17 protein-coding genes are annotated in these 21,310 nt (G+C 62.7%); 11 read left to right on the forward strand and 6 right to left on the reverse strand.

The window, feature by feature from the left end; genetic code table 11:
- The first annotated feature begins 6 nt into the window (after nt 1-6).
- Nucleotides 7-1,299 carry a putative O-glycosylation ligase, exosortase A system-associated gene (locus ASE26_RS05390; protein ID WP_055926913.1) on the forward strand — a complete coding sequence of 431 codons (1,293 nt, stop codon included), beginning with the start codon at nt 7-9 and terminating at the stop codon, nt 1,297-1,299.
- Nucleotides 1,289-2,260: a polysaccharide deacetylase family protein gene (locus ASE26_RS05395; RefSeq protein WP_229208115.1), complete on the forward strand. Its 972-nt coding sequence runs from the start codon at nt 1,289-1,291 to the stop codon at nt 2,258-2,260. The genes ASE26_RS05390 and ASE26_RS05395 overlap by 11 nt, the downstream gene beginning before the upstream one ends.
- Here ASE26_RS05395 and ASE26_RS05400 read toward each other — a convergent pair.
- Nucleotides 2,257-2,574: a hypothetical protein gene (locus ASE26_RS05400; RefSeq protein WP_055926911.1), complete on the reverse strand. Its 318-nt coding sequence runs from the start codon at nt 2,572-2,574 to the stop codon at nt 2,257-2,259. The two genes, ASE26_RS05395 and ASE26_RS05400, sit on opposite strands and share 4 nt — an antisense overlap.
- Before the next feature lie 62 nt (nt 2,575-2,636).
- On the opposite strand from ASE26_RS05400, the gene ASE26_RS05405 reads away from it, so the two are divergent.
- Nucleotides 2,637-2,894: a MoaD/ThiS family protein gene (locus tag ASE26_RS05405; protein ID WP_055926909.1), complete on the forward strand. Its 258-nt coding sequence runs from the start codon at nt 2,637-2,639 to the stop codon at nt 2,892-2,894.
- A 1-nt stretch (nt 2,895) separates the two neighbouring features.
- Entirely contained in the window at nt 2,896-3,984 is a 1,089-nt protein-coding gene (locus ASE26_RS05410) for a hypothetical protein (protein WP_057245721.1), read from the forward strand.
- Here ASE26_RS05410 and ASE26_RS05415 read toward each other — a convergent pair.
- Nucleotides 3,977-4,588 (reverse strand): TetR/AcrR family transcriptional regulator, encoded by a 612-nt coding sequence (locus tag ASE26_RS05415; RefSeq protein ID WP_055926905.1) that lies wholly within the window; start codon nt 4,586-4,588, stop codon nt 3,977-3,979. The genes ASE26_RS05410 and ASE26_RS05415 overlap by 8 nt on opposite strands.
- 104 nt (nt 4,589-4,692) lie before the next feature.
- Here ASE26_RS05415 and ASE26_RS05420 point away from each other — a divergent pair, with 104 nt between their 5' ends.
- Entirely contained in the window at nt 4,693-5,688 is a 996-nt protein-coding gene (locus ASE26_RS05420; RefSeq protein ID WP_057245722.1) for an MBL fold metallo-hydrolase, read from the forward strand.
- A 96-nt stretch (nt 5,689-5,784) separates the two neighbouring features.
- Complete coding sequence (locus tag ASE26_RS29695; RefSeq protein WP_082591295.1) at nt 5,785-6,804, forward strand: TonB family protein; 1,020 nt, start codon at nt 5,785-5,787, stop codon at nt 6,802-6,804.
- On the opposite strand, the gene ASE26_RS05430 is transcribed toward ASE26_RS29695, so the two are convergent.
- Nucleotides 6,805-7,125 (reverse strand): hypothetical protein, encoded by a 321-nt coding sequence (locus ASE26_RS05430; RefSeq protein WP_156409883.1) that lies wholly within the window; start codon nt 7,123-7,125, stop codon nt 6,805-6,807.
- A gap of 160 nt (nt 7,126-7,285) precedes the next feature.
- A complete protein-coding gene (locus tag ASE26_RS05435; RefSeq protein ID WP_057245724.1) occupies nt 7,286-9,742 on the reverse strand; it encodes a TonB-dependent receptor in 2,457 nt (818 codons plus the stop codon).
- Nucleotides 9,743-9,882: 140 nt separating this feature from the next.
- Here ASE26_RS05435 and ASE26_RS05440 point away from each other — a divergent pair, with 140 nt between their 5' ends.
- Genes ASE26_RS05440 through ASE26_RS05460 form a run of 5 tightly spaced genes read left to right on the forward strand, consistent with a single transcriptional unit; the run spans nt 9,883 to nt 16,125 of the window.
- Nucleotides 9,883-10,860, forward strand: a complete 978-nt coding sequence (locus tag ASE26_RS05440; RefSeq protein ID WP_229208116.1) for a LacI family DNA-binding transcriptional regulator — start codon at nt 9,883-9,885, stop codon at nt 10,858-10,860.
- 51 nt (nt 10,861-10,911) lie between these two features.
- A complete protein-coding gene (locus tag ASE26_RS05445) occupies nt 10,912-13,224 on the forward strand; it encodes a glycoside hydrolase family 65 protein (RefSeq protein WP_057245726.1) in 2,313 nt (770 codons plus the stop codon).
- Nucleotides 13,221-13,892 (forward strand): beta-phosphoglucomutase, encoded by a 672-nt coding sequence (gene pgmB, locus ASE26_RS05450; protein WP_055926894.1) that lies wholly within the window; start codon nt 13,221-13,223, stop codon nt 13,890-13,892. The genes ASE26_RS05445 and pgmB overlap by 4 nt, the downstream gene beginning before the upstream one ends.
- A complete protein-coding gene (locus tag ASE26_RS05455; RefSeq protein WP_057245727.1) occupies nt 13,856-15,118 on the forward strand; it encodes a sugar MFS transporter in 1,263 nt (420 codons plus the stop codon). Before pgmB ends, ASE26_RS05455 begins: the two co-directional genes overlap by 37 nt.
- Nucleotides 15,115-16,125, forward strand: a complete 1,011-nt coding sequence (locus ASE26_RS05460) for a substrate-binding domain-containing protein (RefSeq protein ID WP_055926890.1) — start codon at nt 15,115-15,117, stop codon at nt 16,123-16,125. Before ASE26_RS05455 ends, ASE26_RS05460 begins: the two co-directional genes overlap by 4 nt.
- On the opposite strand, the gene ASE26_RS05465 is transcribed toward ASE26_RS05460, so the two are convergent.
- Nucleotides 16,126-17,631 (reverse strand): alkaline phosphatase D family protein, encoded by a 1,506-nt coding sequence (locus ASE26_RS05465; RefSeq protein ID WP_162259160.1) that lies wholly within the window; start codon nt 17,629-17,631, stop codon nt 16,126-16,128.
- A gap of 282 nt (nt 17,632-17,913) precedes the next feature.
- Nucleotides 17,914-21,207 (reverse strand): fused isobutyryl-CoA mutase/GTPase IcmF, encoded by a 3,294-nt coding sequence (gene icmF / locus ASE26_RS05470; protein WP_057245728.1) that lies wholly within the window; start codon nt 21,205-21,207, stop codon nt 17,914-17,916.
- Between the last annotated feature and the right edge of the window lie 103 nt (nt 21,208-21,310).

Genomic DNA, 21,310 nt, shown 5'->3' on the forward strand with positions numbered 1-21,310 from the left:
GGCGCCATGCGCGACATAATCATTACCCTGATTGTTTTCGGCTCGCTGCCGTTCATCTTCAAGCGCCCGTTCTACGGTGCCGTGCTGTGGATCTGGATCAGCGTCATGAACCCGCATACCCAGAGCTGGGGGTGGGCGCAGAGCATGCCGTTCGCGGCGATCATCGCGGGCACGACGCTGCTGGCGATGCTGGCCAAGTCAAAGGAAGTGAAGTTCCCGAATACCGGCCTGACCTGGATCCTGGTGGCGTTTACTGGCTGGATGTGCCTGACCACCTTGTTTGCCATCGGCCCGGAAAACCCGCTGCCGCTGCTGAACAAAGTGGTGAAAATCATGCTGATGACCCTGGTTGTGGCGATGCTGGTGCGCAGCCGCAAGGACATTGAAATGGTGGTGTGGGCGATTGTGATCTCGCTGGGCTTTTATGGCGTCAAGGGCGGGCTGTTCACTATCCGCAGCGCCGGTGCTTACCGCGTCTGGGGTCCAGCCGGCACCTTCATCGAAGGAAACAACGAGATCGCGCTGGCCTTGATCATGGCGGTGCCCCTGATGCTGTTCCTGACAGGCTTGATCAGCGGCAAATGGGGGAAACGCGCAATGTGGGCGGCAGCGGGACTATGCGTGCTGGCTGCCCTCGGTTCCTACTCGCGCGGCGCGGCAGTGGCGCTGGCAGCCATGCTGGGCTTCCTGTGGCTGAAGAGCCAGGAAAAATTGAAGCTCGGTGCGCTGATGGTGGCGTTGGCGCCGCTGGCGCTGGTATTCATGCCGGAGCAATGGCACAGCCGGATCGATACCATCAACACCTATGAGCAGGACAGTTCGGCGATGGGCCGCATCAATGCCTGGAAGATGGCCATCAACCTGGCAAACGACCATCCGCTGTTCGGCGGCGGCTACCAGATCTACAACAAATACATCTTCCAGCTGTATGCGCCCAATCCGGACGATATCCACGCCGCCCACAGCATCTACTTCCAGGTGTTGGGTGAACATGGCTATGTCGGCTTGGCGCTCTTCCTGCTGATGTACCTGGTGGTCTGGCGCAATGGCACCTGGGTGATCCGGCACGCCGGCAAGGTGCCTGAACTGGAATGGGCCAGCAAGCTGGTACGCATGCTGCAGGTAAGCCTGATCGGCTTCCTGGTCGGCGGCGCCTTCCTCAGCCTGGCCTACTTCGACGTGCCCTACTACATCATGGTGCTCATGGTGGCGACCCGCCTGCTGGTGCAAAAAACCTTGAACGAACAGGCGGCGCCCGCGCGCTCCGCGCAGGAACAGGAGGCGCAAGGTGTGGCTTAAGCGGCAACTGGAGCGTGGCGCCCTGTCACTGCTGTCCGGCGGCGGCAGCCATGCGCCGGCCATCCTGATTTACCACCGCGTCCTGCCGGCGCAAGACCCGCTGTTCCCGGGCGAGGTGCACCGTGAGCAGTTCGAGCGCCAGCTTGGATGGCTCAAATCACGTTTCAAAGTGCTGCCCTTGCTCGATGCCGTGCGGCTGGCGGCAGAAGGGCGCCTGCCGGCGCGCAGCGCCTGCATCACCTTCGACGACGGCTACGCCGACAACGCGGAAGTCGCGCTACCCGTGCTGCAGAAGCACGGCCTGCATGCGACCTTCTTCATTGCCACGGGCTTCCTGGACGGCGGCCGCATGTGGAACGATACCGTGATCGAAACCGTGCGCCGGGCGCCGGGCGATGTGCTGGACGTGGGGGCGCTGGGCCTGGGGCGGCATGCCATCGATAGCTGGGAAGCACGGCGCAGCACGATCGGCGCCCTGCTTGGCCAGCTCAAATACCTGCCGCTGGAGCAGCGGCTGCAGCAGGTCGACCAAGTGGCCAACCTGGCCGGCATGGCGTTGCCGCGCGACCTGATGATGAGCAGCCTGCAATTGCGCACGCTGCATGCGGCCGGCATGGGCATTGGCGGGCATACGGTCAACCATCCGATCCTGGCGCGCTTGCCGCTGGCGGAGGCGCGCCGGGAAATCGCGCAGGGCAGGGCTGCGCTGGAGGCGGCGCTCGATGCGTCGGTGCGCGTGTTCGCTTACCCGAACGGCAAGCCGGGCCAGGATTACCTGCCCGAGCACGTCGCCATGGTGCGCGAGATGGGCTTCGAGGCGGCAGTCTCCACCGCGTGGGGCGCCAGCCGCGGCGAGACCGACTGGTACCAGCTGCCGCGCTTCACGCCCTGGGACCAGGGCATCGGCAAGTTCGGCCTGCGCCTGGCGCGCAATATGCTGCAGCCGGCGCAGCGCGTCTAGCCGGCGTCGCTGTCGCCCTTGCGCAGGCGCGACAGCAGGGCGGCGGTCTGCTCGTTGAGCGGCAAGCCGTGGCGCCTGAGCAGCTGGACATGCAGCACCAGGTTTTCCAGCACCAGTTTGGCCGCCACCGCCAGCAGGGTCAGGCGGCGGTCTTCTTCACTGAAGCGCTCCATGGCATCGGCCATTTCGCACAAATGGTTGGCCACCAGTTCGCGCAACTCCTGTTCGTCGAACGGCAGGTCGGCAAAATCGATCGGGTCTTCCTGCTCCACTTCGTGCATCAGCAGCTCGAGTTCCTGCGGGGTGATACCCATGCGCGGCTCCGGTTATGCAGACGAGTTTATTGTAGGCCAAAGCGCGCTAGAATAGCTTTCCCATGGCCCAGATCATCTTCACCCAGCAGTTGGCGCGCTTCCTGCCGGTTCCGACGCTGGAGACCCGGGCGGCCACTTTGCGCGCAGCGCTGGACGAGGCCTTTGCTGCAAACCCGCGCCTGGGGGCCTATGTGCTGGACGAACAGGGCCGCCTGCGTGCCAACGTCGTGGTGTTCATCGACGGCAAGCGCAGTGAACTGAACGAGCCGCTGCGCAGTGATTCCAAGATTTACGTGCTGCAAGCCTTATCCGGAGGGTGACATGGCAGACCGCGCTTTCATTGCAAGCCGCAAAGGCTTGTTCGAACTGGCTTACCGCAATGGCGAATGGACGCTGGAGGAGGACAAAGCCTTTTTCGGCGACCCGGTATCGATGGTGCTGCACGATGCGCGCGATGGCGCCACCTATGCGTGCCTGAACCTGGGCCATTTCGGCGCCAAGCTGCACCGGCGCGATGCCGGCAGTACGGCGTGGCAGGAAATCGCGGTGCCGGCCTATCCGCCCAAACCGCAGGACAGCTGCGACAAGCTGGACTGGACCCTCAAGCAAATCTGGTCGCTCGAAACGGGCGGAGCGGACCAGCCGGGCGTGCTGTGGGCCGGCACCCTGCCGGGCGGCCTGTTCCGCTCCGGCGACCGCGGTGCAAGCTGGCAATTGGTGGAGTCGCTGTGGAACGTTGCCGAACGCGCGCAGTGGTTTGGCGGCGGCTACGACGTACCGGGCATCCACAGCATCTGCGTCGACCCGCGCGACAGCAATGCGGTGCTGGTCGGCGTCTCCTGCGGCGGCGCCTGGCTGACGCGCGATGGCGGCGCAAGCTGGCAGCTGCGCACCCAAGGCATGGCCGCGCGCTACATGCCGCCCGAGATGCAGGACAACGGCGCGGTACAGGATCCGCACCGCATCGTGCGCTGCGCCGCCGAGCCGGACGTGCTGTGGTGCCAGCACCATAACGGCATCTGGCAGTCGCGCGATAACGGGGCCAGCTGGGAAGAAGTCACGGCGCCGCTGTCGAGCTTTGGCTTCGCCGTGGCGGTGCATCCGCGCGACGGCAAGACCGCCTGGTTCGCGCCGGCCGTGGCCGACCAGCAGCGGGTGCCGGTGCAGGCGGCGCTGGCCGTCAACCGCACCGCCGATGGCGGCGCCAGTTTCAGCACCTTGCGCGGCGGCCTGCCGCAGGAGCATTGCTACGACCTGGTGTATCGCCATGGCCTGGCGGTGGCCGACGACGGCAAGACCTTGCTGATGGCGTCGACCACCGGCGGCGCCTGGTTGTCGACCAATGGCGGCGAGCACTGGCAGACCATTTCCACCACGCTGCCGCCGGTGTACGCTGTACGCTTCAATTAATGCCGTAGTAGGACAGGAACATTTCGACGGTGGCGCTGATGACCGCCTCCTGCTCCTGCGGCGTCAGCGGCGTTTTGCCCATCGCCACTTGCGGCCACAGGGCGAACGATTTCAACTGGCCCTGCAGCATATGCGACATGAAGGCCGGGTCGCCCGCCTTCAGTGCCTTGTCCTCCTGGGCCGCACGCAGGAAGCTGGCCACGCCTTCTTCCTTCTTGCCCAGTTTGGTCATCATGTCGCCGGCGCGTTGCGGCGCATGGATCGCTTCCGCAATGGCGACGCGCACCAGGTCGAGGAAGTAAGCGTCGCGCAGCATGGCCATTTTCTGGCGCATCAGCTCCATCAGCTGCGGCTTGATCGGCTGGCCTTGCTGATAGGTGATGGCGTTCAGGGCGGCACTGCAATCCCACAATTCCTGCAGGATCTGTTCGAACAGCTCGTCCTTGCTGGCGAAGTGGTTGTACACCGTGCGCTTGGAAACGCTGGCTGCGGCCGCGATGCGGTCCATGCTGGTGGCTTCGAAGCCACGGGCACGGAATTCGGCAATGGCGGCCGTGATGATGGCGGCGCGCTTGCGGTCGGTGAGTTTGTCGGCTTGGTTCATAAAGAATATTTTACACCGGGTAGTTTACTTTTCCCAAAGTCGAAACTACACTGTGTAGTGTAATATCTTTGTGCGATCCCTGCCGACCTGGAGCAAGCCCCGTCATGACTAGCCTTATTTGCAATGCTGCCGATTCCCGCCCTGCGTACCGGAACGATGCCCCGCGCCAGCAGCCGGGCTTGCTCAAGACGCTGAAGATTTTCTGGGAGTTCACCTTCAATAAGCCGGCCAACACCGTGCCGGCCCAGGCGCTGCCGGTGCAAGCACTCACTCGCGAGCAATTACTGGCGGCACAGGACAATACCTTGTTCCGACTGGGGCATTCGACCATCCTGCTCAAGCTCAACGGCGAGTTCTGGCTGACCGATCCGGTATTCTCCAAGCGCGCTTCACCGGTGCAGTGGGCGGGTCCGGCACGCTTCCATGCGCCACCGGTCAGCATTGCCGAACTGCCGCCGATCAAGGGCGTGATCCTGTCGCACAACCATTACGACCACCTCGATTACGCTGCTGTTCGCGAGCTGGAAGCCAAGACCGAGTACTTCCTGGCGCCGTTGGGCGTGGGCGACACGCTGGTGTCCTGGGGCGTGCCGGCCGAAAAAGTGCGCCAGCTTGGCTGGTGGCAATCGGTGTCAGCGGGCAGCCTGAAGCTGACGGCCACCCCGGCCCAGCACTTCTCCGGCCGCACCTTGTGGGACAGCAATAAGACCCTGTGGGCGTCATGGGTGATAGAAAGCAGCGGCCTGAAGGTCTTTTTCAGCGGCGACACCGGCTACTTCAAGGGCTTCAAGGAGATTGGCGAGCGCTTCGGACCATTCGATCTGACCTTGATGGAGACCGGCGCGTACGACCCGCAGTGGCCGGACATCCATATGCAGCCGAAAGAAACCATGCAGGCCCATATCGATTTGCGCGGCAAGGTCATGCTGCCGATCCACAACGGCACCTTCGACCTGGCCATGCACAGCTGGGACGACCCGTTCGAGCAGATCACCGCCCTGGCTGCGGCCCGCAGCCAAACCCTGGCCACGCCGATGATCGGCGAAGCGCTGAATATCGCCCAACCGCCGGCCAGCGCCGCCTGGTGGAGGATGCCATGAAACCGTACCAGCAGTTTCTGAAATTGTGGCCCCTGCCACAGCAGAGAGAGTCGTGCTACAGTGAGGAAAATATTAACTTCCTGGCAAGTGACTACCATGACCTTACTGAAACTCCTGCCAGCCCTGTTGGCCGGCCTGGCTATCCTCCCGGCCCAGGCGGACACGGTTGGACGCACCGACCGGACTGCCGCGAAGCAGATTTCCGCTGACCTGAAGACTTGCGCCAAGCCTGAATGGCCGAAGGAGGCGCTGCGCAATGAGCAGGTCGGCACGGTGACGCTGGCCTTCCTGGTCGGCCTGGACGGCAAGGTGTTGGAATCGCGCGTTGAAAAGTCGAGCGGCCACGCCCAGCTGGACCTGGCGGCTCAGGACGGTTTGGCCAAGTGCCAGTTCACCCCGCCGGAAAGCGTCGGCCGCACTGAGCCGACCTGGACCAGGATGCAGTACGTCTGGACCCTGGAAACCAAAAGAACGCCGCAGCAGCTGCAGGTCGAATTCGAGAAGAACAAAGTGCTGGCGGCCCAAGGCGATGCCGACGCCATGTACCGCCTGAGCAATATCTATGCGAACCGCCGTGGCGCTGAACGCAATATCGAAGAATCCATGCGCTGGCTGCGCAAGTCTGCCGAATTGGGACATCCCATCGCCCAAGAGGCCTTGGGTTACGTGTTAATCACCGGGAAGGACACGCCAAGGAACCCCGAGGAAGGCTGGGCCTGGACAGAGAAGGCCGCTGCCCAGGGCCGCTCCCAGTCACAAATGGCCTTGGGCGTGTCGCTGCTGAGCGGGATGGCCGGAGTGCAGGACCAGCAGCGCGGGCGCGAACTGCTGGAGAAATCCATTGCCCAAGGCAATCCCATGGCCATGGGGGCACTCGGTGCATGGCTGGTGCGCGAAGGCGTTGAACCCCAGCTGGGCTTGAAACTGCTCGAGGACGGGGCTGGAAAGCAGGACCGGATGGCACAATTCGCGCTCGGCGAGGTGCTGGAAAAGGGGGAGTTGCTGCCCCAGGACAATGCACGCGCGCTGGAGTTATACAAGCGGTCGGCGGCCGGCGGCTATTCACCGGCAATTCGTGCACAGGCTCGCCTGCAGCCGCCGCCGCAAAAAAAATGATCAGACTGCGATACTGATCAGCTTGCCGATTGCCTGGCCCAGGGTGTTGATGGTTGGTGGCGCGGGCAGCACGCCGGATGGAATGCGCTGCTCGATCGCGTTGTCGAGCCGGGGTGGGGCAAGCGCGGTCGTATTGGCGGCTTCCGCGCGGCGGCTTGCGAGCTGGGTACGGGAAAGTTCCTGGCTGTCGCGCTCCAGGATTGCGCGGCTTTGGTCGAGGCGGTCTTCATCTTGCGCGACCCGGTCGCGATCCTGCTGCACCTTGCGTTCAGCAAATGCCGCGCCAGTCTGCAGAGCGTTAACGGGATTTAGCCTATCCACGAATCCTACCTTCGTCGCAAGCTTTCACTCAGGCACCACGGTCAGCTTAGGCGAAAACCCAGGCGAATGCTAGAGCTCAGTTTGCAAGCGAAAAAAGGGCGCCACAGCCTTGGAAAATCCTGCGGCGCCCGGAGGGGAAAGCTAAGGAAGGGTTACTGCATCAGAAGCGGTAGGCCAGCGACAGCTCCCAGCTGCGGCCGAACAGCGGGCGGGCATTGATCGGGCCGCTGCCGCCGGTGGTCAGGCGCGAGTTGCCTTCGGTCAGGCCGAGCTCGTTGGTGATGTTGTTGCCGCTCAGGCGGAGCTCGATCTTGTCGCCGATGGTGTACAAGGCGCCCAGGTCCACCGTCTTGTAGGAAGGCAGGTATTGCAGGTTCGACTGGTCGGCCCAGCGGTCGCCCACATAGGTGTAAGTGCCGTACAGCTTGAGCGCATTGTTCTCGCCCATCGGGATACGGTAGGTCGGCGTGAAGCGATATTGCAGCTTCGGCTGGCGCTGCACCAGTTTGCCTTCGGTCAGCGGATTGTCCTTGTACTTCGAGTCCTGCCAGTTGCCGGACAGGCTGAGCGAGAGGTCGCGGATCGGGCGCACGGCCAGCTCCACTTCCACGCCATCGCCCTTGGAGCCGGACACCGAATTCAGGATAGTGCCGTTCGACAGGATCTGCTGGAAGGCGATGCCTTCAAAGTCTGTGTGGAAGTAGTTGATATAGGCGCTGTACAACTGGCCGGCGGTCTTGAAGCCCAGCTCGTACTGCTTGATCTTCGGCGTCGGCAGGATGCTGCGGTCATTGACCCTGGCCTGGGTGCCAGCATTGCGCAGGTCGTCAAAGGCGACGAAGGTGTGGCCCATATTGGCCCGGGCGAACACGCTCATATCCTTGGCCAGCTTGTAGTTGCCGCCGATCGTGAAGCTGTTGGCGGAATCGGTGCGGTTCAGCGCGGTGTTGGCGCCGGTCGGCATCGAAGTATTGTTGTTGTAGACCGTCAGCGGGTTGTTGTCCGTGTCGCCGCTGGCCAGGTTGGAGATCGTCGCATCCAGCTTCTGGCGCTCGCGGCGGATGCCGCCGTCGATCTTGACCTGGTCGTTGACCCTCCATTCGTTGGCGATGAACAAGGCGGTGTTGCTGCCGTCGTAAGAGGCAACCGGCGCGTAGAACACGCTGCCGTCCTTGCCGTTGTTGGAGACGATGACGCCGTTGTCCAGCTTGACGTTGATCAGGCGCGCGTTCGGCACGGCCGTCATCAGGTGGCTGCTGCCCAGGTACCACACGTCGTCCGAGGAGTAGTTGGCAAAGTAGCCGCCCACGGTCAGGGTGTTGTCCTGCATCCACTCCTTGCTGACGCGGATCTCGTCGGTGAAGGACTTCAGTTTCTTCTCGACCGCCCACAAGCCGGCTTGCACCACCTGCTGGTTGCCCGCGACCGCGGTGCCATCCAGGTAGGTGGCGGTAGCGGTGGCGCCGCCATTTGCTGCCAGTGCGGCAGTGTTATAAGCCGACATGGACAAGGGGTTGTTACCGGTGAACATGGCAATGGTGTTCAAGTCGCCGTCGAAGTGATTGAACTTGTTCGATACGTTCCAGCCGTTGATGTTCTGGTCGAACTCCATGCCGAGCACGGTCGATTTCAGGCCGCGGCCATCGCCCAGGTCGTAATTGAGGGTCTTGCCCGGGCCGGCTTCCACGGTGAAGCGGCGCATCTCGTTGCTCATCAAGGTGCCCTTGAGCGGATCGAAGCCCGGGAATTCCGTAATGGTGTGCCCGTCGTTGCTGGAGACCAGCGGCACGCCGGTATAGAAAGCGTTCTTGTCGTCGGTGCGGCGCACGTAGAAGGTCGCTGCGCCCTGGTCCAGCTTGCGGGTCAGGGTCGCAGTGACCTGGCCGCCATCATCGGAAGGGAAGCCGGAATCGCGCACGCCATGGGTGTTGCGGTAGAAGCCGCCGACGGTGCCATACCAGCCATCGGAAATCTTGCCGCCGTAGAAGACATCGACCCGGCGCAGTTCGCCGGTACCGGTAGTGAAGCGCACCGAGCCTTCCGGCGTATCGCCGCCTTTCTTCAGGATGAAATTCATGGTGGCGCCCGGCTGGCCGCTGGAGAAGATGGTGCTTGGACCGCCGCGCAGCACTTCCACCCGCTCAATGGTGTCGTCCAGGCGGAAAGCCGAAGAGCCTTCGAAGAACGACAGGGTGGACACCGGGTAGAGCGGGTTGCCCTGCATTTGCACCGACACGAATGGCGAATCGGAACCGGACGGGAAGCCGCGCACCTGGATATTGGCGCCAGACTGGCCGCCGGTGGATTCGGCAAAGGCGCCCGGCACCAGTTTCATGACGTCGGCGGTGCTGATCGGAGCGGCTTGTTTGAGTTGTTCTTCCGACGCGGTGGTGATGGAAAAGGCGGAGTCCAGCTTGCGCACGCCGCGCGCCGAAGCCACGCCGGTCACGACCACTTGCTGGATTTCTTTCTGGACGGCGGCGTCTGCCGCTGACGGGGCTGGTGCGGCTTCCACCGCGGCTTGCTGGCCTTCCTGTTCCGTGGCCTGGGCCTGGCCGATCAAGGTCAGTACAGCGATGGAAATGGACGACAACAGGAATTTCCGATGGTTTTTCATACTTGTCTCTTCTTTCGTTTTATGTGATTCGGCTTTCCAAGGCCTGACCATTGAAACAAGAAATGATATCGATGTCAAACGAAATGTTATCGATGTCATTTTGTTGTTGCGTGGTTTCGAAATCTGTCATAATGCCCCGCATGGCTGTCAATAAAACTATGGAAGACCTCGCCAAGCTGGCAGGGGTTTCGAAAATTACCGTGTCGCGCGCCCTGCGTGGCAGTCCCCTCGTCACGGAAGAAACGCGGGAGAAAGTGCGCCAGATCGCGGAAGCCCAAGGCTACCGCCTGAACGTCAGCGCGCGCAACCTGCGCATGGGGCGTTCGTATTCGGTGGCAGTTGTGGTGGAAATGACGCCCGAGAAGGGGCGGCCGATGTCCGACCCGTACCCGCTGGAATTGTTGGGCGGAATCACGCAGGAGCTGACGACTGCCGGCTACAGCGTGGTGCTGACCTCGCGCCAGTTGCTGGATACCGCCCCGGTGCAAGGCGCCGACGGCTTGATCCTGCTGGGCCAGGGTTCGCATGGCGAAGCGGTGACGGCGCTCAAAAAGCGTACCCAGCCGCTGGTGGTGTGGGGCGCGCCGGAAGCCGGTGCCGACACCGTGGTGGTCGGCAGTGACAACCGCAAGGGCGGTATCAGTGTCGCCCAGCGCTTCATCGAACTGGGTCGCAAGAAGGTGTTGTTCGTTGGCGACGTCGACCACGCCGAGGTGCAGGAACGCTGTGCGGGCTTCATCGACGCGCTGGGAGGGCAGGGCAGCGTGCACATCATGCGGCCGAAGGCATTTACCTTCGAAGCCGGCTTTGATTGCCTGGATTCCCTGCTGAAAAAGAAAGGTTTGTCGTTCGACGGCGTGTTTGCCGCCAGCGACTTGCTGGCGATGGGCGCGATCCGTGCGCTGGCCGAGCGCGATGTGCGGGTACCGGAACAGGTGTCGGTTATCGGCTACGACGATACGCCGGGTGCAGTGAGCTTTGTGCCGGCCCTGACTAGCGTGCACCAGTACCTGCGCGATGGCGGCGTGCTGCTGGCCAAGAAGATGCTGGACTTGCTGGAGGGGCGTCCCGTGACTTCCGAAACCTTGCCGACGGCGCTCATCGTGCGCGCTACGTAAAAATTTTTTATACCGAATCCAAACCGGTTTGAATCGAAAAGAAGGAAGAAGATGCAGCATACCTACCCCCTCGATGCCTGGTGTATCCGCGAAACATCCTTCGATGCGGCGTCGAATTTCCTGGATGAGACCCTGTTCGCACTGGGCAATGGCTACATCGGCCTGCGCGGCACGCCGGAAGAAGGCTATGCCGGCCCGGCCGGTACCTCGCTGGACGGCACCTACCTGAACGGCTTCTATGAATCGGAGCCGATCCAGTACCCCGAGAATGCTTATGGCCTGGCACGCAACAACCAGTTCATGCTGAATGTGCCGAACGCCAAGGGCATCGTGCTGTGGGTGGGCGAAGAGCGCTTCGACCTGCTGCAGGGCCGCCTGGAGAGCTACGAGCGCCGCCTCGACTTCCGCAGCGGCCTGCTGCAGCGCGAAATCGTGTGGCAAGCGCCGTCCGGCCGCCGCCTGCAGGTACGCAGCCGCCGCCTGGTCAGCTTCGCCAGCAAACACCTGTTTGCGATTGAATTTACGGTGACGCCGCTTGGCTTCGATGGTGCGCTTCGGCTGGAATGCGCGGTGGATGGCGTGGTGCGCAACCTGGAAGCCGGCGACGATCCGCGTGTCGGCTCCGCCACCACCGGCCCGGCGCTGGCGCTGACCGGCACCGAGCTGGCGCCGCATTTCGCCGCCCTGCAGCAGCGCACCCACAACAGCGGCTTCACGCTGGTGAGCGCTGCCGCACAGGTGATCGATGCGCAGCATATCTTCGCGCAGCGCGTCGAAGGATCGCGCCTGGTGCAGTCATATTCCGTTGATGCACGCGACGGCCAGGCCGTGCGGCTGGTGAAGTACGGCTGCTATTACAGTTCGCGCGACCATGCCGCCGACGAATTGATGGCGCGTTCGCGCGCGGAACTCGAGGTGGCGCGCGGCCTCGGCTTCGACCAGCTGGCAGCGCAGCAGGAAGCCTACCTGGCCGACTTCTGGGCCCAGGCCGATGTGGAAGTGGCGGGCGACGACGCGCTGCAGCAGGGTATCCGCTTCAACCAGTTCCACCTGCTGCAGTCGGTCGGGCGCGACGGTAAAACGAATATCTCCGCCAAGGGCGTGACGGGCGAGGGCTACGAAGGCCATTATTTCTGGGACACCGAGATCTACATCTTCCCGTTCTTCCTGTACAACAAGCCTGAGATTGCACGCAAGCTGCTGGAGTACCGCTATGCCGGGCTGCCTGCCGCGCGCGAACGTGCGCGCCAGATGTCGCACGCCAAAGGCGCGTTGTACCCGTGGCGCACCATCGCAGGCGAGGAATGCTCGGCCTATTTCCCCGCCGGCACCGCGCAGTACCACATCAACGCCGACGTGGCCTACTCCATCAAGCAATACATGGATGCCACGGGCGACGATGCCTACCTGCTGCAATACGGCGCCGAAATCCTGATCGAGACCGCGCGCATCTGGCTCGGCATCGGCAGCTACAACCGCGCGGGCGCCTTCGTGATCAACGAAGTGACAGGGCCCGATGAATACACCGCGCTGGTGAACAACAACTACTACACCAACGCCATGGCCAAGCTGCACATGCAGTTTGCTGCAGCGGCCGCCGAGCGCATCGAACGCGATTACCCGCAGGAATGGCCGCGCATTGCCGCCGCCGTGGCGCTGGCCGACGGCGAACTGGAAGAACTCCGCCGCGCCGCTGACGCCATGTTGCTGCCATACGACGCAGCGCTCGGCATCCACCCGCAAGACGACAGCTTCCTCGACAAGAAAGTTTGGGACTTCGCAGGAACGCCGGCCGACAAATACCCGCTGCTGCTGAACTACCACCCGATGGTGATCTACCGCCACCAGGTCTGCAAGCAGGCCGACGTGGTGCTGGCGCTGCTGCTATTGAGCGAGCAGTTCACGCTGGAAGACAAGAAGCGCGATTTCGACTACTACGAAGCGGTGACCACGCACGATTCCTCGCTGTCGTCCTGCATCTTCAGCATCATCGCCTCCGAAGTGGGCTACGCAGGGAAGGCCTACGACTACTTCATGGAGACTGCGCGGCTCGACCTGGACAACACGCACGGCAACACCCACTACGGCGTGCACACCGCGGCCATGGCCGGCACCTGGCTGGGCGTGGCCTACGGCTTTGGCGGCATGCGCGTTGTAAACGGCGAAGTACGCTTTGCACCGACCTTGCCGAAGCAGTGGCAGCACTACCAGTTCCGCATTCACCTGCATGGCAGCTTGCTGCAGGTGCGCGTCAGCCCAGGCGGCACGCAGTACACCCTGCTGCGCGGCGAAGCACTGGCCTTCCGGCACCGCGGCGTGCCCGTCACCGTTACCCCGGCCGCGCCGGTCCAGGAGCTCGCATGAAAGCCGTTATCTTCGACCTCGATGGCGTGATCACCGATACCGCCCATTACCACTTCCTGGCCTGGCAGAAACTGGCGCAGTCGCAGCAAGTGCACTTCGACGAAGCCTTCAACGAAAACCTGAAGGGCATTGACCGCATGGGCTCGCTGGAGCTGATACTGGCCGGTGCGCCGCGTACTTACAGCGACGCCGAGAAGCTGGCGCTGGCCGACAGCAAGAACGAACACTACAAGACGTTGATCGCCGAGATGTCGCCCGCCGACCTGCTGCCCGGCGCAGTAGCCGCGTTGGACTGGTGTCGCGCGCAAGGCTTGAAGGTGGGCCTTGCGTCGGTCAGCAAGAACGCCTTCACAGTGCTGGAAAGCCTCGGCATCACCGAGAAGTTCGACTATGTCGTCGACGCGGCGACGATCGCGCGCGGCAAACCCGATCCCGAAATCTTCCTGCGCGCGGCGTCGGAACTGGGCGTAGACCCGGCCGATTGCGTTGGCGTGGAAGACGCTGTTGCCGGCGTAAGCGCTATCAAGGCGGCCGGCATGTTTGCCATTGGCGTAGGCCAGGCGGCCACGCTGTGGCAGGCAGATACGGTGATCCCGGGACTGGAACAATTCAAAAATATAATGGAGACACTATGCAAAACCGGCGCATCATCTGGGTCCTGTTCCTGATCTATTTCACCTTCGCCATCCTGTTGAACAGCGTTGGCACGGTGATCCTGCAGGTCATCAACAACTACGGTGTCAGCAAATCCGCCGCCAGCGTGCTGGAAGGGTTCAAGGACTTGCCGATTGCCGTGGTTTCCTTCCTGGTGGCGAGCTTCCTGCCGCGCATCGGGTACAAGAAGGCGATGCTGACCGGGCTCGCCATTGTCACGGCGGCTTGCCTGTCGATGCCGCTGCTGCCTTCCTTCCTGACCACCAAGATGCTGTTCCTGTGCGTCGGCGTTGCCTTCGCGCTGGTTAAAGTGTCGGTCTACTCCACCCTTGGCCTGGTGGCCGCCGACCGCCGCCAGCATGCCGGCATCATGAATACGCTGGAAGGCTTTTTCATGGTGGGCGTGCTGTGCGCCTATTGGGTGTTCAGCTTCTTCATCGATTCTGACGATCCGCATCCTCAAAGCTGGCTGCATGTGTACTGGGCGCTGGCTGGCCTGTGCGCGCTGACTTTCACGCTGTTGCTGCTCACCCCGTTCGACGAACGCCTGGCCGCGCCGCCGGGAGCGCGCAGCTTGCCGCAGGAATTTGCGGCCATGCTCAAGCTGTTCTTCAAGCCGCTGGTGTGCGTATTCGTGCTGACGGCTTTCCTGTACGTATTGATCGAGCAGAGCGTGGGTACCTGGCTGCCGACCTTCAACAACGAGATCCTGCACCTGCCGGCCGCCATGAGCGTGCAGGTCACCAGCATCTTTGCGGCTTGTCTTGCTGCAGGCCGGCTGTCGGCCGGGGTACTGATGCGCCGCGTGAACTGGTACCCGGTGATGAACGCTTGCCTGTTCGGCATGGGCGCGGTGGTGCTGGTTGCGCTGCCGATGACGCATGACGTCGTGGTTCCTGCGGGTGCCGGGTGGCGCGATGCGCCGCTGGCAGCCTTCGTGTTTCCGCTGATTGGCTTGTTCATGGCGCCGGTCTACCCAGGCATCAACTCGGTGATGCTCAGCTCCCTGCCCAAGCACCAGCATTCGGCGATGACTGGCCTGCTGGTGATCTTCTCCGCTTTGGGCGGCACCACGGGTTCCCTGATCACCGGCTATGTGTTCGGCGCCTTCAGCGGCCACTTCGCGTTTTACCTGACGCTGGTCCCGATTGCAATCGTGCTGGTGACGCTGTATTTCTTCAAGCGGGCAGTGGATGGCACGGACGACGGGCTGGATGCTCCCGCTATAATCTCGCCATGAATCTGAAGAGCCTCGCCGACAAACTCGGCATGTCCAAGACGACCGTCAGCCGCGCGCTGAACGGCTATCCCGAAGTCAGCGAGTTGACGCGCGAGCGCGTGCTGCGTGCCGCGCGCGAATCCGGCTACGAGGCCAATCCCATGGCGCGCAGCCTGGCCGTTGGCCGCAGCAACGTGCTCGGCACGATCTATCCGCTGCTGCCGGCAGACCTGGGCGACGCCATGTTCCTCGAGGTGGTTGGGGGCATGTCGGCGGCGCTGGAAGAGAAGCGCATGAATTTCATTATTGCCCCGGTGTCGCCGTCCAACGAAATGCCGTCTTATGAGCAGATGGTGCGCGGGCGGCGCGTTGATGGCCTGGTCGTGAGCCGCACGCTGGTGCACGATGAGCGCATTGCCTATCTCACGAAAGCGGGCTTCCCCTTCATCGCGCACGGCCGCACAGAGCTCGATGCGCCTTACGCCTGGTTCGACTACGACAACGAAGCCGGCATCCGCGTGGCGCTGGAGCGCTTGCTGTCGCTGGGCCACCAGCGCATCGCCATGATCAGCGCGCCGCTGGCAATGAACTTCGCTGCGCAGCGCCGCGCCAGCTTCCTTGCCACGCTGGCAGGCGCCGGCCTGTCTGCCGATCCGCGCCACCTGGTGGACGATTGCATCGACCGCCGCGCTGGTCACGCTGCTGTACAAGCGCTCCTGGCCGCCACGCCGCGACCGACCGCAATCGTGGTCGACAACCACCTCGCCGGCGTAGGTGCAGTGCGCGCGCTGCTCGACGCCGGCATCGTAATCGGCAGGGATATCTCCCTGATCGTGTGGGGCAGCATGGCCGACACCCTGGCCGACATCGACGTCACCACCATCGACCAGCCCAACGCCCGCGCCGCCGGCGCCAGGATGGCCGACATGCTGCTCGCCCTTATCAACGGCAAGCCCGCTGCCAGCCTTCAGGAACTATGGCAGCCGGCGCTACTGGCTGGTGCTACAACCGGTGCCGTCGCAAGTTAATCAGTCTGTCAGCGGAAGGATCGCTTGCCGGTAAGGCTGTGCTTCATTCTCCACATACCAGTTGGCCCATAGCCGGTTGCGCGAGCGGCCGTCCACAATGCGGTCAGGCTCAAGGCTCAGGTAATTGCGTGCGCCGATGTAGCGGTGCGAGGTGCCGGGGAATTTGTACATCGAGGTCGTGATACCGCCTTCCAGCTGTTCCACTTTGTCGCCGACGTGTTCGAGGTAGAACAGCGCCATCGCTGGTGGCGGCGGATGTACCACGCCCGAAGAAGTCAGCTGGTGGATGGTGATCGGCTTGCCCTTATACTGCTTCTGGCTGGATTCGATGGCGCCGATGGCGCCCACGTGCACGTCGCCGGAGAGGATGGTCACGCGGCCGCCGGTACGCTGCGACCATTCCTGCAGGCGGTGGATCAGGCGCAGGCGTTCCCATTGGTGGGTGCGGCTTAGCCAATGGTCTTTCAGGTCGTCTTCCAGTTCCTGCTGGCCCGGCATGGCGCACAGCAGCATTTCCAGCGTGCTGAAGTCGGGGTGCACGACGGGGATGCTGGACATGATCAGCAAGTGCTTGCAGTCCTCCTGGGACTCCAGCCAGGTATAGGCGGCCTGCCATGATTGATCGCCCATGACGACCTCCGGCGAGCGTTCGCTGCGCAGGTCGAGCACCAGCAGGCCGTAGTCGCCAATGCGGGCGGCCTTGGTGAAGCCAGGCTGCGACGGGAGGCGCAGCGGCACGTCGGCCTCCGATGTGCTGTGCTGCTGGAATAGCAGGAAGTAGTCGCGCGCGATGTTGTAGATCGCCTTGAACACGGGCGACTGCTGGAATTTGTCCGGATACGAGCCCCAGCCATCGATGATGTCGTGATCGTCCCACATCATCACTGTTGGAACGGTGGCGAACATGCGCGCCACATGCGGATACGCCCACACCTTCAGGTAGTTACCGAAGAAGAAATCGTCGACTTCGGTTTGCAGCGTCTTGGTAATCGGCTTGTTGGCGAGTTTTTTGTCGTTTGGCGCGGCGGCCCAGTCGTTCAGGGCGGTGGTGGTCCACATTGCATCGCTGTAAATCTGGTCGCCGCCCATCAGCAGCAGGTGGTAGGGACGCTGCGCGTGGTTGTCGCGCATCTTGTTCCAGACCGGGTCCTGCGGGATGTCCTTCATTTTCTTGTAGTCGGAGAAGCCGTTGCAGGAGGTGTAGGCGCAGGTGGGGGCGCTGTCGCGCGCCGGCACGGTGAAAGTGAATGCCTGGCCGTCGACGAGGTATTGGACTTGCTGCTCGCGCGTGGCGTGCTGCTCAATAGTGAACCGCCAGCTCTCGACGACATGCACTGCGCGCTTGTGCAAACGGGTGCGCAAGCGGCGGGACTCGACGGCCAGCGGTCGAACCTCGGCCGCGGCACCAGGCAGCACGGCCGCTGTTACCGCCGGCGCTACTTCGCCTGTCCACACCGCCAGCGCGCTGACAGCCCACATGCCGTCGGCACAGCCACAGAACTTCAAGATAGGCCCCAACACTAATGCCATTGCAATCCCCGCAAGGTTATCAAATCACCAAATGATAGCTTGTTCGTTGAGCTGCGTGTGTTCCAGCTAACTGACGGCCTGCGGTGCGGGTCGTAGCCTGTGACTATTGTTCAACGTCACAGGGAGGCTGTCATGGGGAAGTATTTCTTGGCTTGGCTGCTGGGGGTGCCGGGGATTGTGCTGCTGCTGGTGTGGCTGTTTTTCCATTGAAACCGGTAAACCGGTGTCAGACCCGTTGGGTCTGACACCTTGCTTCGATTACATGTTGCGGCGGTATTGGCCGCCGACTTCGAACAGCGCGGTCGTGATCTGGCCCAGCGAGCAGACGCGGGCGGCGTCCATCAGTTTGGCGAACACGTTTTCGTTGTCGATGGCGGCCTTCTGCAGCGCGGCCAGGGCGGCCGGTGCCGCATCCGCATTGCGGGCGTGGAAGTCCGCCAGGCGGGTCAGCTGCGATTGCTTTTCGTCGTCGGTGGAACGGGCCAGTTCGATGGTGGCCGGGGCTTCCGAACCTTTCGGGTTGCGGAAGGTGTTAACGCCGATGATAGGCAGCGTGCCGTCGTGTTTCTGGTGCTCGTACAGCAGCGACTCTTCCTGGATCTTGCCGCGCTGGTAGCCGGTTTCCATCGCGCCCAGTACGCCGCCACGTTCGGCAATGCGTTCGAACTCCTGCAGAACGGCTTCTTCCACCATGTCGGTCAGCTCTTCGATGATGAAGGCGCCCTGGTTCGGGTTCTCATTCTTGGCCAGGCCCCATTCGCGGTTGATGATCAGCTGGATCGCCAGCGCGCGGCGGACGGATTCGTCGGTCGGCGTGGTGATCGCTTCATCGTAGGCGTTGGTGTGCAACGAGTTGCAGTTGTCGTAAATCGCGATCAGCGCCTGCAGCGTGGTGCGGATATCGTTGAAGTCGATTTCCTGCGCGTGCAGCGAACGGCCGGAAGTCTGGATGTGGTACTTCAGCTTTTGCGAGCGGTCGTTGGCACCGTATTTCTCTTTCATGGTGACGGCCCAGATGCGGCGCGCCACGCGGCCCAGCACCGTGTATTCCGGGTCCATGCCGTTGGAGAAGAAGAACGACAGGTTCGGCGCGAAATCGTCGATGTGCATGCCGCGTGCCAGGTAGGCTTCCACGAAGGTGAAGCCATTCGACAGCGTGAAGGCCAGCTGCGAGATCGGGTTCGCGCCCGCTTCCGCGATGTGGTAGCCGGAGATCGACACCGAGTAGAAGTTGCGCACCTGGTGGTGCACGAAGTATTCCTGGATGTCGCCCATCACCTTCAGCGAGAACTCGGTCGAGAAGATGCAGGTGTTCTGTCCCTGGTCTTCCTTCAGGATGTCGGCCTGCACGGTGCCGCGCACGTTCATCAGCACCCAGTCCTTGATCTTCTGGAATTCGTCTTCCGAAGGCTGGCGCTTGTTCTCGGTGACGAACTTCCCGACCTGCTGGTCGATGGCGGTGTTCATGAACATCGCCAGGATGGCAGGCGCAGGGCCGTTGATGGTCATCGACACCGAGGTGCTTGGGTTGCACAGGTCGAAGCCGTCGTACAGCACTTTCATGTCGTCCAGGGTCGCAATGGACACGCCGGAGTTACCGATCTTGCCGTAGATGTCCGGGCGGATCGCAGGGTCGGCGCCGTACAGGGTGACGGAGTCGAAGGCGGTCGACAGGCGTTTGGCGTCCATTCCGGTGGAAACCAGTTTGAAGCGGCGATTGGTACGGAATGCGTCGCCTTCGCCGGCAAACATGCGGGTTGGATCTTCGCCTTCACGCTTGAAGGCGAACACGCCGGCGGTGAACGGGTAGGAGCCCGGCACGTTTTCCAGCATCAGCCAGCGCAGCAGCTCGCCGTGGTCTTGGTACTTCGGCAGCGACACCTTGCGGATCTTGGTGCCGGACAGGGTGTGCTGCACCAGGCCGGTACGGATTTCCTTGTCGCGGATTTTCACGACGTATTCGTCGCCGGCGTAGGCTTGCTGCATATCCGGCCATTGCGCCAGCAGCTTCTTGGAACCGGCCTCCATGGCGTGGTCGCGCTCGACGATCAGGTCGTCGAAGTCCACGACGGATTTACCGGCGACGGCCAGCATGCGCTTGGATTCCTGCAGTTGCTGGCGTTCGCGCGCCAGCTTGGCTTGCGCCTGGGTCTTCTTGTGGTAGCCGCGCACGGCGTCGGAGATTTCGGCCAGGTAGCGCGCGCGTGCCGGCGGCACGATCACGTTCTTGCCGGAGCTGAAGCGCACCTCCATCGGGGCCAGTACACCCTTCACGGTCTTCAGGCCTTTGCCAGCCAGTACCGGCAGCAGGCCCTGGTACAGCGCGGTCACGCCGTCGTCGTTGAAGCGGGAGGCCTGGGTACCGAATACCGGCATTTCTTCCGGACGCTTGCTCCACATTTCGCGGTTGCGCTGGTATTGCTTGGCCACGTCGCGCAATGCATCCTGCGCGCCCTTGCGGTCGAACTTGTTGATCGCGATGAAGTCGGCGAAGTCCAGCATGTCGATCTTTTCCAGCTGCGATGCGGCACCGAATTCCGGCGTCATCACATACATGGAGACGTCGACGTGCGGCACGATCGCGGCGTCGCCCTGGCCGATGCCGGAGGTTTCCACGATCACCAGGTCGAAGCCCGCCACTTTACAGGCCGCGACGACGTCAGGCAGGGCCTGGGATATTTCGGAGCCGGCTTCGCGCGTCGCCAGGGAGCGCATGAAGACGCGGGTCTTGCCGTTCCATGGGTTGATCGCGTTCATGCGGATACGGTCGCCCAGCAGTGCGCCGCCGGATTTGCGGCGCGACGGGTCGATCGAGATCACGGCGATGTTCAGCGCGTCGCCCTGGTCCAGGCGGATGCGGCGGATCAGTTCATCGGTCAGCGAGGATTTACCTGCGCCGCCGGTGCCGGTGATGCCCAGGGTTGGGGCGGTGACCGCCTTGGCTGCCTCGGTCAGTTCGGCGCGCAGCTTGTCGGAGGCCTTGCCGTTTTCCAGCGCGGTGATCAACTGGGCCAGCGGGCGGTGGCGTTGCTCGATATCGCCGTTGCGGATCGCATCCAGCTGGGTTGGCGAGTAGGTGGACAGGTCGACGTCGCATTGCTGCACCATCCACTGGATCATGCCGACCAGGCCCATACGCTGGCCGTCTTCCGGCGAGAAAATGCGGGTGACGCCGTAATCGTGCAGGTCGGCGATTTCGCTCGGGACGATTACACCGCCGCCGCCGCCGAAGACCTTGATATGCGAGCCGCCGCGCTGGCGCAGCAGGTCGATCATGTATTTGAAGTATTCGACGTGGCCGCCCTGGTAGGAGGAGATGGCGATGCCTTGCACGTCTTCGGTCAGGGCCGCGGTGACCACTTCGTCCACCGAGCGGTTATGGCCCAGGTGGATCACTTCGGCGCCCTGCGATTGCAGGATGCGGCGCATGATGTTGATCGAGGCGTCGTGGCCGTCGAACAGGGACGCGGCGGTGACAAAGCGGACTTTGTTCGCGGTCTTGGCCTGCTCAGGCTCAGCGGACAGTTTCTTGGCGTTGGCGAGGTCGTTCATTTTTGTTCCTTGGAACGGGGGAATTTTGATTATATGACGTTTACGTTAACGTCAAGTCAAGCGATTCTAAACCGGTAAATCAGGGTACGACCCAAGGGTCGGA

The sequence above is a fragment of the Duganella sp. Root198D2 genome (assembly GCF_001428585.1).
In the GTDB taxonomy this organism is placed as follows: domain Bacteria; phylum Pseudomonadota; class Gammaproteobacteria; order Burkholderiales; family Burkholderiaceae_D; genus Rugamonas.